We start from the raw sequence: 14,938 nt of genomic DNA, 5'->3' as shown, positions 1-14,938 counted from the left end.
GGAGATGTTGAAATCTGCAGACTTTCAGGGAGAACCCCGCCAATGGCCAAGATTATCTATACCCACACAGACGAAGCGCCGATGCTGGCAACGTACTCATTCCTGCCGATTGTTGAAGCGTATGCCTCCACCGCAGGAGTAGAGGTGGAGACCCGCGATATTTCGCTGGCCGGTCGCATCATCGCCGTGTTCGGTGATTTCCTGACAGAAGAACAGCGCACGGGCAATGCCCTTGCTGAACTTGGTGAACTGGCAAAGCAGCCGGAAGCCAACATCATCAAGCTGCCCAACATCAGCGCCTCCGTGCCGCAGCTCAAGGCTGCCATCGCCGAGCTCCAGGCCCAGGGCTACGCCCTCCCGGACTACCCGGACAACCCTTCCTCGGACACCGAGACGGACATCCGCTCGCGCTACGACAAAATCAAGGGCTCCGCTGTGAACCCGGTGCTGCGTGAAGGCAACTCTGACCGCCGCGCACCCCTGTCGGTGAAGAACTACGCCCGCCAGAACCCGCACTCCATGGGTGCCTGGTCCGCTGACTCCAAGACCAACGTGGCCACCATGGGCGAGAACGACTTCCGCTCCAACGAGAAGTCCGTTGTCCTGGACGCCAACGACTCCTTGACCATCCAGCTGGTCAAGGAAGACGGCAGCACCAAGGTCCTCAAGAAGGACTTCCCCGTCCTGGCCGGCGAAGTTGTGGACGCCACCGTGCTCCGCGCCGACGCCCTGGACGAGTTCCTCAAGGCTCAGGTTGCCCGAGCCAAGGAAGAGGGCGTCCTCTTCTCCGCACACCTGAAGGCCACCATGATGAAGGTCTCTGACCCCATCATCTTCGGCCACGTCGTCAAGGCGTACTTCTCCGAGCTGTTCGACACCTACGGCAAGCAGCTCGCAGCCGCAGGCATCAGCCCGAACAACGGTCTCGCAGCAATCCTCAGCGGCCTCGAAGACCTGCCCGAGGACGTCCGCGAAGGCGTCAAGGCAGCAATCACCAAGGGCCTCGAAGACGGTCCCGCACTGGCCATGGTCGATTCCGACAAGGGCATCACCAGCCTGCACGTCCCGTCAGACATCATTGTTGACGCCTCCATGCCGGCCATGATCCGTTCCTCCGGCCACATGTGGGGCCCGGACGGCAAGGAAGCCGACACCCTGGCTGTCATCCCGGACAGCTCCTACGCCGGCATCTACCAGGTTGTCCTGGACGATTGCCGTGCCAACGGTGCGTTCGATCCCACCACCATGGGCACCGTTCCCAACGTGGGCCTGATGGCACAGGCAGCCGAAGAATACGGCAGCCACGACAAGACCTTCGAGATCCAGGCAGCCGGCACGGTCCAGCTCGTGGACAGCAAGGGCAACGTCCTCACCGAGCACCAGGTCTTCCCGGGCGACATCTGGCGCGCATGCCAGACCAAGGACATCCCGGTCCGCGACTGGGTCAAGTTGGCCGTCACCCGTGCCCGCGCATCCCAGACCCCGGCCGTGTTCTGGCTGGACGAAACCCGCGCCCACGACGCCAACCTGATCGCCAAGGTCAACGAGTACCTCAAGGAACACGACACCGAGGGCCTCGAGATCAAGATCCTCTCCCCGGTTGAGGCCACGGCTTTCACCCTGGAGCGCATCCGCAAGGGTGAGGACACCATCTCCGTCACCGGTAACGTCCTCCGCGACTACCTCACGGACCTGTTCCCGATCCTCGAGCTCGGCACCAGCGCCAAGATGCTCTCCATCGTTCCGCTGATCAACGGTGGCGGCCTGTTCGAGACCGGCGCCGGTGGCTCCGCTCCCAAGCACGTTCAGCAGCTAGTCAAGGAAAACCACCTCCGCTGGGACAGCCTGGGCGAGTTCCTTGCCCTTGCCGTCAGCTTCGAGCACCTTGCCACCACCACAGGCAACGCCCGCGCACAGGTCCTGGCCGACACGCTGGACCGCGCCACGGGTACGTTCCTGCTGGAAAACAAGTCCCCGCGCCGCAGCGTCGGCGAGCTGGACAACCGCGGAAGCCACTTCTACCTGGCCACGTACTGGGCACAGGAACTGGCCAAGCAGACCGAAGATGCCGAGTTGGCCAAGGACTTCACGGCAATCGCCGAAGCCCTGACCTCCAACGAAGCGGCAATCGTCGGCGAGCTCGCCGCAGTCCAGGGTCCCGCCGTCGACCTCGGCGGTTACTACCGTCCGGACGCCGCCAAGGCCGCTGAAATCATGCGCCCGTCGGCTACGTTCAACAAGGTCCTCGCAGACCTGAAGAAGTAGTCCTTCGAGCTCGGGTGCCTTTCACGGGCGCCCGAGCTCCGAGTTTTTGTACAGATAATGCCCCCAAGACGCGGTCTTGGGGGCATTATCTGTACAAAAACTCCTAGCGGTCAGCGCGGAACCGCTCCGGTGCCACGCCGCCGTCGACGATGTCCTTCAGCACCCGGCCAATGGCCGGCGTGAACTTGAACCCGTGGCCCGAGAAACCGGCACCCACCACCAATGGCCCAAAGCTGTCCAGCACAAAGTCCTCGTTGGGCGTGGTGGTGTAGGTGCAGCTGATGGGAACTGCGGTGGAAGGGTCGACGCCGGGCAGCCACTCTTCTGCGTACCGCACCAACGCTTCGAGCTGCTGCGGGATGGGCTCGAACGTGCGCTCGTCGGGGTCCATGACGGGCCCCACTCCGTGCCAGCCTGCTTTGACGCCTTCGCCTGGGGTGAGCATGCCGTAGACGGGGCTGAACCAGTATTCGTAGAGTTCGTTGTTCGGATCGGGATCAGGGCTGTGGTTGAAGCCAGGCCACACCAGCGTGTCGTCTGTGGGCGTGAAGTGGGCGGGCTGTTCCTGGGTCACCACCAACGCCGGGAGCTTGGCAAGTCCGTTCAGGACCTTCGGGGTCCAGGCACCCGCTGCCACCACCACCCGGGCAGTCGTGTACTCGGTCTCTTCGGTCACTACCACCACCGACTCGGGGCCATCGATACGGATGTCCCGGACCGGCGTCGAATACTTGAAAACGGCGCCGTGGGCCTCGGCGGACTTGCGCAGCGCCACCAGGGCGTCCGCCGAACGGATCCGGCCGGAGCCGGGCACGAAGAGGACGTCCGTGGCGAAGTTCATTCCGCGCCAGCGGTTGGCGGCTTCTTCGGCGGAGATGAAGTAGCTTTCGACGCCGCGTTCCTCGTGGGCCTCCCTGACCTGCTTCAGGCGGGGAAGGTTGCCATGGTTCGCCAATCCCACCATGTCCAACAGGGGAGCCCCGTGCTCGGCCGCGAGTTCGTCCCAGAGTGTCTTGGATTCGGCCAGGAGATCGAGGTAGTCGGCCTCGGCGTAGGCGGTGTTGAAGTTGCGGGTTGCGCCGTGCGAAGCGCCGATGTGGTGTCCGGCCTCAAATTGCTCCAACAGAACCACCGAGCGCCCGGCCCGGGCGAGTTGCCAGGCGGCAGCTGATCCCATGGCTCCTCCGCCAACAACCACAACGTCAACCTGCATGCCTGCTCCGTTCACACCCGGCCCGCTTCAGGACCGTGGCCACAATCTGGGGCCACCTCCCATTCTGCCCCCACTGACCCAACTCGGTGACAGCAAACGTCGCAATGAGGACTCAGTGGAGCGTTAGTTGGGCAACAAGGCAGCGTTATGCGGCCAGGCGCCTGCGGATCCACGCGGAGAACTGGTCCACCACGATGATCAGCACCAACACGATCAGGATGTGGGTGAGCATGGAGTCGAACTGGAACGACTTAATGGACTGGTTGATCAACAGCCCGATGCCCCCGGCTCCCACCAGTCCAAGGACCAGCGAGGACCGCACGTTGACGTCGAAGCGGTACAGCAGCAGCCCCACGAACTGCGGAACCACCATGGGCAGCGTGGCATTGGCGACCTGCTGGATCCGGTTGGCGCCGGCCGTGCGGAGTGCTTCCTGCGGCCCGGCGTCGATTTCCTCCATGGATTCCGCCCACAGCTTCCCCATCACACCTGTGTTGTGGCAGATCAGCGCCAACACCCCGGCAAAAGGACCCAGACCCACGGCGGTTACGAAGATCAGCGCAAACACGATGTCCGGAACGGCCCGGAAGAAGGACAGGATGGCGCGTGCAGCTTGGTAGATGAGCCGGTGCGGGCTGGTGTTCCCGGCGGCCAGCGCCGCGAGCAGCAGGGCGAACGGCACGGACAGCGTGGTGCCCAGCAAACCAATCCACAGGGTCACCAGGGTGGCTTCGAGCCCGGGCTTCAGCGTCTTTTCCCAGCTGAGGTCCGGCGGGAACGCGTCGCCGATGAACGCGGCCATACCCTTCCAACCGTCCACCAAGAGCTCAGGCTTGAAGTCAGTACCCTCGATGGCCACGGCATGAAGCCCGACGACGGCGGCCGCCACTGCCGCCGTCGTGATCCACCGCAGCGGCTTCTTCGGGCGGACCAGTGCCACGCGGGGTGTGCCGGTGTGGTTCCGGCGGGCGACGGCCGGGGTCAAAGTGTGGGGAGTCATGCTGCCTGGGTCCTGTCTGAAACGTCCCTGTCCGGGGCGTACAACGTGTCGAGGTGGTCGGCCGTGACCTCTGTGGAAGGGAGGTCGAAGGTCATGGAGCCCTGGAGCAGGCCGATGGACCGGTCGGCGTATCGCAGCGCGAGATCGGGTTGATGGAGGACCGCTGCCACCGCCAGCCCTTCGGAGTGGGCGAGTTCGCGCAGGAGCGCCATCACCTGCTCTGCTGCGTGCGGGTCCAGTGCGGAGACAGGTTCGTCGGCGAGTACGACGTCGGCGCGCTGGCAGAGTGCCCGGGCTACGGCGACGCGCTGCTGCTGTCCGCCGGAAAGCCGGCCCACCCGGTCGAAAGCGCGGTCGGCCAGGCCCACACGGTCCAGGCAGTCGAGGGCTTCCTGTTGGACGTCCGACGGAAACAGGACTGGACTCAGCGAGCGAACCGTGGGGATGCGGGCCAAGGCGCCGGCGCAAACGTTGTCCAAGGCAGTGCGGCGCGGGACGAGATGGATCTTTTGGAAAATCATGGCCATGCGTTGGCGGGCTTGCTGCAGTTCACGGCCCTGCAAAGATTCCAATGCAGCCCCATCGATGCTGATGCTCCCTGCGTCCGGCGACGTGATGCCCATGACACAGCGCAGGGTGGTGGACTTCCCGGAGCCATTGGCGCCCAGGAATGCCACAAGTTCGCCGGCGGCTACGGAGAAGTCCACCCCTTGAAGGACAGTCCTGCCGCTGAAGGATTTCCGCAAGCCTTGGACCGAGAGAGTCATTACAGATCCTTCTCGGTGAGGCCCATGGTCTCGGCGAGCTCAAACAGTGGCGTGTAGTTGTCCTTGGTGACCTCCAGGAGCGGACCCGGAGGGGTGACATCGAGGAACTCGCCAACCTTTGCGACGTCAGCGGGATCCAGGCTGAGGAACGCATCCTTCACGGCTGCTTTGAATGCGGGATCTGCGTCGCCGCGCACGGTGATGGGGTCGTTGGGAATGGGGTTGGAGGTCCACACCTGGCGGAAATTCTCCGGAGCGAACGTGCCTGCGGCGATGGCCGTCGCCAGGGTCTGCGAGTTGATCTGCGCCGCGTCCACCTTGCCGTTGGTCAGTGCCAACAGGGCTTCGGGATGGCCGCCGGTGTAGTCCATCTTGATGTCGGCATCGGCGATTCCGGCTTCACGCAGGCCGAAGCGAGGCAGGACATCACCCGAAGTGGACCCCACACTGCCAAGGGCGAGGGACTTGCCCTTCAAATCACCAATGGCCTGGATGGGGCTGTCCTTCGGAACCCAGATCCCGGCGGTGTACGTGCTGAGCTCCTTCCCGGCAGTGCCAAAGGAAACCAAGGGCTCAGCCCCGGCCTTGGCATCAGCAAACACGTAGCCCAGCGGGCCGAACTGGCCCAGATCCAGCTTGCCGTTGCGCATGGCAAGCACCTCGGCGGCATAATCCTCCACCACCTGGACGCTGACGGGGCATTCGAGCTTCTTGGACAGCGCGGCCGCCAGGACGTCGTAAGCGGGCTTCAGCTTGGCCGGGTCCTCGTAGGGCTCGATGCCGAACTTGATCTCACCATTGGGGCAGGTGGCGGTCGCGGCTTCGGGGGAGGACTGGGCCGAGCCACCGCAGGCAGTGAGCGCCAAAACGGTAGCGAGGGCTAGCGCGGAACCGGTGAAGAGCGAGGTTTTCATGGGAATCCTTATGCGAAGGGGATGGGGAGTTCAGTACAAGTGGGATACGTTGCGGTGTGCGAGGCCGAAGGACAGGGTCATGCCAACGCCGGAGGTCACCGACACCACCGTGACGCCGGGGCGGACTTCCCGGACAAGGACCGGGCCGACGTCGGAGGACGCGTAGATGCCTTGCCAGCGCTGGATGATCTCCAATGGTTCGCCAATCCTGGACTCGATTTCGGCGTTGAGCGTGGAGGTGACGGATTCGTCCAGGAAGGGGTCCGCTGTGCGGGCATAGTGGTGGGAATCGCCCAGGATGATGGTGCCGTCAGGACGCTGGGTAAACATCACATTGGCGTCGATCTCCAGAAGTTCCGGCTGGTTCTCCGATACCTCCTCGCGGAGTGCAGCGGCGGCGGGCATGTCCGTGAACGCCGGGTACCGGAGCATCGAGGTTGCCGTGAGAACTGCAGGTGCGAACTCGACTCCGGACGGTTGGGCCGCCAAGGACATCTGCAACGAACACCGTTGAATCCGGTGTTCGGTGGCCAGATCCGGGAACAGATAGTCGACGTCGTGGCCAACGCATACGAAGACCCGCTTCGCACGAAGCCCGCCGCGCGACGTCTGCACGGTGACGCCCTCCGCGGACTCACTGAAGCCCAGCGCGGCGGTGTTCCAGTGAAGTTCGACGCCGGGCTGCCGGCTCAGCCACTCGGCCAACTGTGCCACCGTGGTGCGGGGGTCGACGCGGAGGTCGTCCCGAAGGAAGGCGCCGCCCACCAGAGCGGGCCATGATGCACCCGAAGTACCGTCGTCGTCGTGCGTTCGTTCCCGGGCGGAAACAGTGGCACCCAACCGATCCCGGGTTCCGGCGGGGGAGAGCAGCTCAACCTGTCCAGGCTCGCGCACCTCGGAGAGTTTGCGCAGGACGTCCATTTCGGTTTCGGTGCGGGCAAGGACCACTGCGCCGGCTTCGGACGCCCAAAACCCGGCTCGCTCGGCGAACTCCAGCCAGTACTTCCGGGAGGTCTGCGCGAGCTCGTACAGTTCGCCGGACTGCGCGGTGATGCAGCAGTGGCCGAAGTTACGAACGGAGGCGCCGACGGCGTGATGGTCCCGTTCGATGATGGTGACAGTCAGGCCGTTGGAGACAGCATGCGCGGCGTGGGCCAGGCCCACGATTCCGGCGCCCACAATCAGGACGTCGCTGGGTTGGCCTATGGTGCTGCTGGCGGCTGTGGTGGGAATGCTTGGGTTGTTCACATCACTGACCTTGACGGCTCCAGGAAGGATAAATCAAGCCAGAACGCATCTTGTATATACAAGTTAATCCTAATTTAACTTCCGTTCATGTGAGTTCATGCCGAATTCACCTACAGCGGCTCAAATACAGTGTTATCCGGTCACTCGACTTGTATTATCAAGTGGTGAGCACACAGCAGAATGAACCCCTCCACGTCCGTTTGAGCGAGGAATTCATGCGCCGGATCACTGACGGTGATTGGCCGCCCGGATTCCAGCTTCCCAGCGAAGCGGAGCTGTGCCGGGAGTTCGGAACATCGCGCGGACCTATCCGCCAGGCGCTCGCCTTCCTGCGCTCTGAAGGTGCAGTGACCGGCGGGCGCGGCCGCCCACCCATGGTGCGCTCGTCCGTGCCATCGCAGTCGTTCTCGACGTTCAACTCGTTCACTGAGTGGGCCAGCGGGATCGGAAAAAAGCCCGGGCAGCGGACCCTTGAAGTGGCCCGGCGCGAAGCCAGTCCGGAAGCAGCTGAGGCACTTGGCCTGATGCCAGGCACCACCGTGGTGGAACTCCTGCGGGTGCGCTATCTGGATGACGCGCCGGCGATGATCGAGCGCACCACGTTCATCCTGGAGGTGGGCCGGAAACTGTTCGACTTTGATACCGACTCAGGCTCCATCTTCGCTTTCCTCAAGGACCAAGGCGTTGATCTGCACAGTGCACGCCACACCATCGACGCCGTCGCCGCCACCGAGGAGGATGCCGAACTCCTGGAACAAACCGAAGGCATTCCGCTCCTGCGCGAACGCCGCATTACCAGATCAGCCGATGGGCAACCCCTCGAATACTCGGAGGACCGCTACCTGCCGGCGCTGACCAACTTCACCATCGACAACACCGTGGAACGCAGGGCCGCCCTGGTCCGCATCCACACTGAAGGAGCCACCCCATGATCAAGCTTGTTGCCTGCGATATGGCCGGAACCACCATCGACGAACACGGAGACGTGTACGTAGCCCTTGCCCGCTGCGTTGAAGAAACCGGAGTGGCCACCACACCCGAGGCAGTGCAGCAATGGATGGGTGCGGACAAAGTTGAGGCCATCACAGCGCTCATTGAAGCCGGGGGAGGCGCTGCCACGCCGCAGGTAGTCGCCGCCGCCTTCAAGCGCTTCAAGGAATTGCTCGTGGAGTTCTACGACGCCAACCCGCCGGTAGCACTTGAGGGCGTCGAAGACGCGTTCCGCGAACTCCGCCGGCAAGGCGTCAAAGTGGCCCTGACAACCGGCTTCTCGCGCGACGTCGCCGAGCCCCTCCTGGCGCGGCTGGGCTGGAGCGTCGACGACGATAACCTGTTGGACGCCGTCGTCTGCTCCGACGAAGTAGCCGCAGGACGACCGGCACCGCACATGATTCACCGTGCCATGGAACTGACCGGAGTCCAGGACGTCCGCGCAGTGCTGGCCGCGGGGGATACCGTGAACGATCTTGCCGCTGCCAATAACGCGGGAGTCACCGCCGTCGGAGTCCTGACCGGCAAACTGGGCCGCGAAGACCTGGCCGGGCACCCGCACCACCACATCCTGGATGGCGTGAAGGACATTCCGGGGCTGCTGTCCTGACCCACGGCGTCAGGCTCGCGTTTGGACCCCAGCCCCAGGCATGGAAGATTGGAACGCGTGAAATTCCTTCACCCGTCACCCAAGTCCTCCGCCCGCGGCGTCACCATCCTGCGGGTGGTCTTCGGCGCGCTCATCATGGTCCACGGCATCCAGAAGCTCATGGCCGGGCATGCTGCCTTTGCTGCATCCGTTGCCGCCATGGGCGTGCAGAAGCCGGAGATCGTGGCTTGGTTGCTGATTGCCGGCGAAGTGGGGCTGGGCCTGCTCCTGATACTTGGCGCACTGACCCGGGTGGCGGGTTTCCTTGCTGCGATCATGTTTGCCGGGATTTGGTTCGTGACCGAAGCGGGCAAGCCCCTGCTCACGGACAAGGCCGGGGTGACCGCGGAACTCCTGATCATCTACGCCGCGATCTCGGTGGCCTTCGTGTTCCTTGGGCCCGGTGCGCTGTCCGTGGACCGCAAGCTGGCAAGGCAAACCGCCGGTCCACGGCGCTAGCTGCACTGGCACGCGGGAGATAGCGCGCCTGCGTTAACTCACGACGGCGACACTCGCTGTGCGGCCCCGTCACCAGGGAGGTCGGTCGCCAGGGAGGTCGTCGCCGGAGCGGTGCTTTTACCGCGCGTCGTTCGGATACCGGATCCCCAACTGGGAGCGGACACCGTCAAAGAGGCGCATGACGTTGATGGAATCTTCCAGTGGCATGACCGGGCTTTCGGTCAGTCCTTGCTGGATGCAGCGCGTAACTTCGCGGAGTTCATACGTGTAGCCGATGCCCACAGTCTCGAAGTGCTCGTGCCGCGGCTCGTCCCAGCCAATCCGGATCATCAGCTCACGAGGGTTGTTCACTGAGCCCACGGTTTGCAGGAACCCCAGACCGCCGGCAACGGTGGCTGTCCGGGGGCCGTGCGCCATCAACGATGAAGTGAGCTGAACCTGCGCGCCACTTGAATAGCCCAGGGTCAGGGCGTTCTGGGTGTCCACGCCGTCGTCGTTCAGCGTGCCTATCGCCGTGACGGACTGCGGGAATCCCAGGGTTCCCAAGGCCCACAGCAAGGGGTAGACGGTGATGTCCAGGAGAGCCCCGCCGCCGTCGTTGAGGGCCCAGATGCGTGCCGAAGGATCATAGGGTGCAGGGAAACCAAGGTCCGCGCTGACCCACTGGATTTGTCCGAGCTCACCCGAGGCTGCGATCTCGAAGGCCCGCTGCATGCTCGGCAGGAAACGGCTCCACACGGCCTCCATGAAGAACACGTTATTCTCCCTCGCCAACTTAACCAGTTCGGTGGCTTCGCGGGCGTTGATGGTGAGGGCCTTCTCGCAGAGCACGTGCTTGCCGGCACGCAGGGCGGCGGCGGCAATCAGGAAGTGCTGGGCATGGGGTGTGGCCACGTAGACCACGTCCACGGCCGGGTCCTCCACCAAACGCTGGTAGCCGGGAACACCGCCGTCGTCCCCGTAGCCCTTGGCAAAACCCAGCGTGTGCGCGAACGCATCAGCGGCAGCCTGCGTCCGGGAACTCACTGCATACAACTCTGCGTCTTCCAGGAGGGCCAGGTCCTTGGAAACACTATTGGCAATGTTGCCCGTAGATACGACGCCCCACTTCAAGCGCCGGCCGGTGGCAGCCCGGGGATCCTGGTTGGTCTGTGAGGAAAGCCACGGCTTGGCGATAGGGAGCGTCATGACTGACATCCTCTCATTCCGCAGGGGTGGGTGGCTGTGCAAGGAGCGGTGCCGCCGCGCCATGTCCGACCACACCGCGCACCGCTAGCTCGGACACGTACGTGCCAGGCAGCGGTGTCCCAGCAGAAATGCGGGCAAGAGAAAGCCCCGGCCCACCTGCTGGCGGACCGGGGCTTGCTCTGAAGAGGGTGTTACTTGGTGATCGGGCCGAGTACCGGATCGTCAACGTAAGCGGTCTTGACGTTCTCAGCGGTCACGATCTGCGGAGGCAGGAGGAACGCGGGGACGGTCTTGACGCCGTTCTTGTAGGAGTCCTTGTCGTTGATCTCCAGCTGCTTGCCGGCCTGGAGGTCCTTCACCATGGTGATGGCGTGCTCAACGAGCTTGCGGGTGTCCTTGTTGATGGTGGAGTACTGCTCGCCGGCCATGATCGACTTCACGGACTCAACTTCGGAGTCCTGGCCGGTCACGATCGGGAGCGGCTTGCCTGCACTGCGTACGGAGGTCAGCACTGCACGGGCCAGGGTGTCGTTCGGGGACAGGACGCCGTCCAGGGAAGCCGTTCCATAGCTGCCGGAGAGCAGGGCATCCATGCGCTTCTGGGCGTTTTCAGGCTTCCAACCCTGGGTAACAGCCTGCTCGAAGGAGGTCTGACCGGAGACTACCTTGAGGGTGCCGTCGTCGATCTTCGGCTTCAGGACGCTCATGGCGCCGTCAAAGAAGACTTTCGCATTGGCGTCATCGGGGGAGCCGGCGAAGAGCTCGATGTTGTACGGACCACTTGCCTTCTTGGCCTTCATGCCGTCCAGCAGGGCCTGGCCCTGGAGGACACCAACCTTGAAGTTGTCGTAGGCCACGTAGTAGTCCACGTTCTCGGTGTTCAGGAGCAGGCGGTCATAAGCGATGACCGTTGCGCCGGAGTCCTTGGCCTGCTGAAGCTGTGTACCCAGCTGGGCGCCGTCGATGGCACCCACAATGATGACCTTGGCACCCTTGGTGACCATGGCACTGATCTGGTTCTGCTGCTCGGACACGCCGCCGTTGGCGAACTGGACGTCGGCCTTGAAGCCGGCCCCGGTGAGGCCGTCGTTGAACAGCTTCTCCGCGAGGACCCAGTTTTCACTGGTCTTCTGCGGAAGTGCGACGCCGATCAGCGAGTCCTTGGGGAACGCTTCCCCGCCTGCCGTGCTGGTGCTTGAGCCGCTGTCGGCGCGGCCGCAGGCTGTCAGCGCCAGTGCCGCGATGGCAGCGACTGCTGCTGCCTTTCCTGCTTTACCAAACATTCGCATATCTTGGTTCACTTTCTGTATGGGTGGGGTGGAGCGAGTCTGTCAGGGAGCGGATTACGCTTCCTTGGAGATGACCTCTTTGGTGGATGTGGTTTCGTCCGGCTTGATCTCGTTGTTGTTGCGCTGGAATCCCTTGATGAGCATGCCCGTGATGGACCTCTTGCCCTGGGACTTGTTGTAGACATCGAAGGCAACCGCGGCCAGGAGCACCAGGCCCTTGATGATCTGGGTGAGGTCGGCGCCAACGCCCAGGAGTTGGAGGCCGTTGTTCAGGACAGCCATGACCAAGCCACCGACGATCGAGCCGATCACGGTACCAACGCCACCGGTCACGGCTGCGCCACCGATGAAGACGGCTGCAATGGCATCCAGTTCCCAACCGACACCGTCGAACGGACCCGACGCCGTGGAACGGGCAACGAAGATCATGCCGGCCAGGCCGGCCAGGATGGACATGTTCATCATGACCATGAAGTTGACCTTCTTGGACTGCACACCGGAGAGCTCGGCTGCGTGCCGGTTGCCACCCACGGCGTAGACGTGGCGGCCAAGGACCGTCTTGTCCGCGATGAAGCCGTAGATCAGGACCAGCACGGCCAGGATCAAGCCCGGGATGGGGAAGGAGGTTCCGGGGCGGCCGGTGGCGAAGAGGTACGTGGCGTAGAGGATGGCGCCGCAGATCAAGACCAGTTTGGTGACCTCGACCCAGAGTTCGGGAACATCGGCGCCCAGTGCCTTGGCGGCGGCCCGGGCACGCATGGACATGATGACAACCAATGCTGCCGCCACGATGCCGATGAGCAAGGTGAGGTTGTTGAATCCGGTGTTCGGGCCGATCTCCGGCAGGTAACCGGAGCCGATGAACTGGAAATCCTTGGAAACAGGGATGGTGTTGGACTTGCCGACGAACTGGTTGAAGCCGCGGAACAACAGCATGCCGGCCAAGGTCACGATGAAGGCGGGGATGCCCACATAGGCCGTCCATAGGCCTTGCCAAGCGCCGATCACCGCCCCCAGAAGCAGGCCGAACAGCACACCTGCCCACCAAGGCAGTCCCCAGTCACGCATGGCGAGGGCAACCGATACGCCCACGAACGCGGCCACGGAACCGACGGAGAGATCGATGTGCCCGGCGATGATGACCAGGACCATGCCGATTGCCAGGATCAGGATGTAAGAGTTGCCGTTGAACAGGTTGATCACGTTGCCGGGCGTCAACGTGCGGCCGTCCGTGAAGATCTGGAAGAAGACGATAAGTGCCACCAGGGCGAAGATCATGCCGAACTGGCGGGTATTGCCACCAAATAGCTTCTTGAGCGCGTTCATTGTTTTGGTCCTTGTGTCAGGAAGGGGCGAGGCTGGGCCAACGGTCAGGCGGTTTTGCGGGCGGAAGTCATGAGCTTCATGAGGCTCTCCTGGCTTGCTTCGTTCTTGTCCAGGACACCGGTGATGGCGCCCTCAAAGATGGTGTAGATACGGTCGGACAGGCCCAGGAGCTCCGGAAGCTCCGAGGAAATGACAATCACTCCCTTGCCCTGGTTGGCGAGCTTCTGGATGATGCCGTAAATCTCGTACTTGGCACCCACGTCGATACCGCGGGTGGGTTCGTCCAGGATCAGCAGGTCCGGGTCGGTGAACATCCACTTGGCCAGCACCACTTTTTGTTGGTTGCCACCGGAGAGTTTGGCTACGCCTTCCTCAACCGAGGGGGCCTTGGTCCGCAGCGATTTCCGGTACTCCTCGGCAACGGAGAACTCCTTGCGGGTATCCACCACCGAGTAATTGCTGATCTTGTTCAGTGCCGCCGAGACCGTGGTGGACTTGATGTCATCCAGAAGGTTCAGGCCCAGGGACTTGCGGTCCTCAGTGACATAGCCCAGCCCGGCGTCGATCGCTTGCTTGACGCTGCGGAGGTTGACCTGCTTGCCGTCCTTGTACACCTGGCCTTTGATGAAGCGGCCGTAGGAGTGTCCAAAGAGGGAGCGGGCCAGCTCGGTACGTCCGGCGCCCATGAGCCCTGCGAAGCCAACGATTTCACCGCGGCGTACGTAGAAGTTGGAGCCCTTGCAGATAAGGCGGTCCTGGATCTGCGGGTGGCCCACGGTCCAGTCCTTGACCTCGAAGAAGACCTCACCGATCTTGGGCTCGTGGTCGGGGAAGCGGGACTCAAGCGTCCGGCCAACCATGCCTTTGATGATGCGGTCCTCGTCCACGCCGTCCCGCTTGACGTTCAGGGTCTCGATCGACTTTCCATCACGGATGATGGTGATCTCGTCGGCGATCTGTTCGATCTCGTTGAGCTTGTGGGAAATGATGATCGAGGTGATGCCCCGGCCCTTCAGGCCAAGGATCAGGTCCAGGAGGTGCTGGGAGTCCGATTCGTTCAGTGCTGCAGTGGGCTCATCCAGGATCAGGAGCTTCACGGACTTGTTCAGCGCCTTGGCGATTTCGACCAGCTGCTGCTTGCCGACGCCGATTTCCTTGATGGGGGTATCAGGATCCTCGCGGAGGCCGACGCGGGCCAGGAGTTCGAGGGAGCGCTTGCGGGCCTCTGCCCAGTCGATCACGCCCCATTTGGTGGGTTCATTGCCCAGGAAGATGTTCTCCATGATGGACAGTTCCGGGATCAGCGCCAGTTCCTGGTGGATGATCACGATGCCGGCAGCTTCGCTTGCGCGGATGTCCTTGAACTGCTGTGTTTCGGCTTGGTACACGATGTCGCCCGTGTAGCTGCCGTAGCCGTAAACGCCGGAAAGAACCTTCATGAGCGTGGACTTGCCAGCGCCGTTTTCGCCGCAGATGGCGTGGATTTCACCGGCCATCACGCGCAGGTTCACGTTCGACAAGGCCTTCACGCCCGGGAATTCCTTTGTGATCGAGCGCATCTCCAAAAGGATGGGATCACCTTGCGTGTCGAGGGATGTCATCAGCCCTTACGCCTCCAATGCATGACTTC

General features: G+C 63.1%; 13 protein-coding genes. 4 read left to right on the top strand and 9 right to left on the bottom strand.

What is annotated here, in order from left to right; all coding sequences use genetic code 11:
• The first annotated feature begins 42 nt into the window (after nucleotides 1-42).
• Nucleotides 43-2,265, top strand: coding sequence for an NADP-dependent isocitrate dehydrogenase (locus tag AC6JA3_RS15475; RefSeq protein WP_497920246.1), 2,223 nt, complete (start codon nucleotides 43-45; stop codon nucleotides 2,263-2,265).
• Nucleotides 2,266-2,368: 103 nt separating this feature from the next.
• Here the strand turns inward: AC6JA3_RS15475 and AC6JA3_RS15470 are convergent, their stop codons facing one another.
• The 5 genes from AC6JA3_RS15470 to AC6JA3_RS15450 all read right to left on the bottom strand — a co-directional run bounded on the left by AC6JA3_RS15470 (nucleotide 2,369) and on the right by AC6JA3_RS15450 (nucleotide 7,407).
• Nucleotides 2,369-3,478 (bottom strand): FAD-dependent oxidoreductase, encoded by a 1,110-nt coding sequence (locus tag AC6JA3_RS15470; RefSeq protein WP_497920245.1) that lies wholly within the window; start codon nucleotides 3,476-3,478, stop codon nucleotides 2,369-2,371.
• A gap of 145 nt (nucleotides 3,479-3,623) precedes the next feature.
• Complete coding sequence (gene phnE, locus AC6JA3_RS15465; RefSeq protein WP_497920244.1) at nucleotides 3,624-4,478, bottom strand: phosphonate ABC transporter, permease protein PhnE; 855 nt, start codon at nucleotides 4,476-4,478, stop codon at nucleotides 3,624-3,626.
• Complete coding sequence (locus AC6JA3_RS15460; protein ID WP_026542895.1) at nucleotides 4,475-5,245, bottom strand: phosphonate ABC transporter ATP-binding protein; 771 nt, start codon at nucleotides 5,243-5,245, stop codon at nucleotides 4,475-4,477. The genes phnE and AC6JA3_RS15460 overlap by 4 nt, the downstream gene beginning before the upstream one ends.
• On the bottom strand, nucleotides 5,245-6,159 hold the full coding sequence (locus AC6JA3_RS15455) for a phosphate/phosphite/phosphonate ABC transporter substrate-binding protein (RefSeq protein WP_497920243.1): 915 nt from the start codon (nucleotides 6,157-6,159) through the stop codon (nucleotides 5,245-5,247). Before AC6JA3_RS15455 ends, AC6JA3_RS15460 begins: the two co-directional genes overlap by 1 nt.
• 30 nt (nucleotides 6,160-6,189) lie before the next feature.
• A complete protein-coding gene (locus AC6JA3_RS15450; protein WP_497920242.1) occupies nucleotides 6,190-7,407 on the bottom strand; it encodes a TIGR03364 family FAD-dependent oxidoreductase in 1,218 nt (405 codons plus the stop codon).
• Nucleotides 7,408-7,571: 164 nt separating this feature from the next.
• Here AC6JA3_RS15450 and AC6JA3_RS15445 point away from each other — a divergent pair, with 164 nt between their 5' ends.
• From AC6JA3_RS15445 to AC6JA3_RS15435, 3 genes are read left to right on the top strand one after another with little or no spacing between them, the layout of a single operon-like run.
• On the top strand, nucleotides 7,572-8,339 hold the full coding sequence (locus tag AC6JA3_RS15445; protein WP_026547536.1) for a GntR family transcriptional regulator: 768 nt from the start codon (nucleotides 7,572-7,574) through the stop codon (nucleotides 8,337-8,339).
• The gene (locus AC6JA3_RS15440; protein ID WP_497920241.1) at nucleotides 8,336-9,007 is read left to right on the top strand and encodes a phosphonatase-like hydrolase; all 672 of its coding nucleotides are present in this window, start codon (nucleotides 8,336-8,338) and stop codon (nucleotides 9,005-9,007) included. The genes AC6JA3_RS15445 and AC6JA3_RS15440 overlap by 4 nt, the downstream gene beginning before the upstream one ends.
• Nucleotides 9,008-9,064: 57 nt before the next feature.
• Nucleotides 9,065-9,505, top strand: coding sequence for a DoxX family protein (locus tag AC6JA3_RS15435; protein ID WP_497920240.1), 441 nt, complete (start codon nucleotides 9,065-9,067; stop codon nucleotides 9,503-9,505).
• A 117-nt stretch (nucleotides 9,506-9,622) separates the two neighbouring features.
• Here the strand turns inward: AC6JA3_RS15435 and AC6JA3_RS15430 are convergent, their stop codons facing one another.
• The 4 genes from AC6JA3_RS15430 to mmsA all read right to left on the bottom strand — a co-directional run bounded on the left by AC6JA3_RS15430 (nucleotide 9,623) and on the right by mmsA (nucleotide 14,909).
• Complete coding sequence (locus AC6JA3_RS15430) at nucleotides 9,623-10,693, bottom strand: Gfo/Idh/MocA family protein (RefSeq protein WP_026542890.1); 1,071 nt, start codon at nucleotides 10,691-10,693, stop codon at nucleotides 9,623-9,625.
• A 191-nt stretch (nucleotides 10,694-10,884) separates the two neighbouring features.
• On the bottom strand, nucleotides 10,885-11,982 hold the full coding sequence (locus AC6JA3_RS15425) for a substrate-binding domain-containing protein (RefSeq protein WP_026542889.1): 1,098 nt from the start codon (nucleotides 11,980-11,982) through the stop codon (nucleotides 10,885-10,887).
• Nucleotides 11,983-12,036: 54 nt separating this feature from the next.
• Nucleotides 12,037-13,308 (bottom strand): multiple monosaccharide ABC transporter permease, encoded by a 1,272-nt coding sequence (mmsB, locus tag AC6JA3_RS15420; RefSeq protein ID WP_026542888.1) that lies wholly within the window; start codon nucleotides 13,306-13,308, stop codon nucleotides 12,037-12,039.
• A gap of 44 nt (nucleotides 13,309-13,352) precedes the next feature.
• A complete protein-coding gene (gene mmsA, locus AC6JA3_RS15415; RefSeq protein ID WP_026542887.1) occupies nucleotides 13,353-14,909 on the bottom strand; it encodes a multiple monosaccharide ABC transporter ATP-binding protein in 1,557 nt (518 codons plus the stop codon).
• Between the last annotated feature and the right edge of the window lie 29 nt (nucleotides 14,910-14,938).

Source organism: Arthrobacter sp. TmtSoilC79, from assembly GCF_059739405.1.
This window is presented reverse-complemented; position numbering and strand designations above follow the sequence as displayed.

Excerpts from the sequence above, each read along its gene's own strand:
- AC6JA3_RS15460 (WP_026542895.1), bottom strand. The coding sequence starts at position 5,245 with ATGACTCTCTCGGTCCAAGGCTTGCGGAAATCCTTCAGCGGCAGGACT.
- AC6JA3_RS15455 (WP_497920243.1), bottom strand. The coding sequence starts at position 6,159 with ATGAAAACCTCGCTCTTCACCGGTTCCGCGCTAGCCCTCGCTACCGTT.
- mmsB (WP_026542888.1), bottom strand. The coding sequence starts at position 13,308 with ATGAACGCGCTCAAGAAGCTATTTGGTGGCAATACCCGCCAGTTCGGC.
- AC6JA3_RS15475 (WP_497920246.1), top strand. The coding sequence starts at position 43 with ATGGCCAAGATTATCTATACCCACACAGACGAAGCGCCGATGCTGGCA.
- phnE (WP_497920244.1), bottom strand. The coding sequence starts at position 4,478 with ATGACTCCCCACACTTTGACCCCGGCCGTCGCCCGCCGGAACCACACC.
- mmsA (WP_026542887.1), bottom strand. The coding sequence starts at position 14,909 with ATGACATCCCTCGACACGCAAGGTGATCCCATCCTTTTGGAGATGCGC.
- AC6JA3_RS15430 (WP_026542890.1), bottom strand. The coding sequence starts at position 10,693 with ATGACGCTCCCTATCGCCAAGCCGTGGCTTTCCTCACAGACCAACCAG.
- AC6JA3_RS15425 (WP_026542889.1), bottom strand. The coding sequence starts at position 11,982 with ATGCGAATGTTTGGTAAAGCAGGAAAGGCAGCAGCAGTCGCTGCCATC.
- AC6JA3_RS15440 (WP_497920241.1), top strand. The coding sequence starts at position 8,336 with ATGATCAAGCTTGTTGCCTGCGATATGGCCGGAACCACCATCGACGAA.
- AC6JA3_RS15470 (WP_497920245.1), bottom strand. The coding sequence starts at position 3,478 with ATGCAGGTTGACGTTGTGGTTGTTGGCGGAGGAGCCATGGGATCAGCT.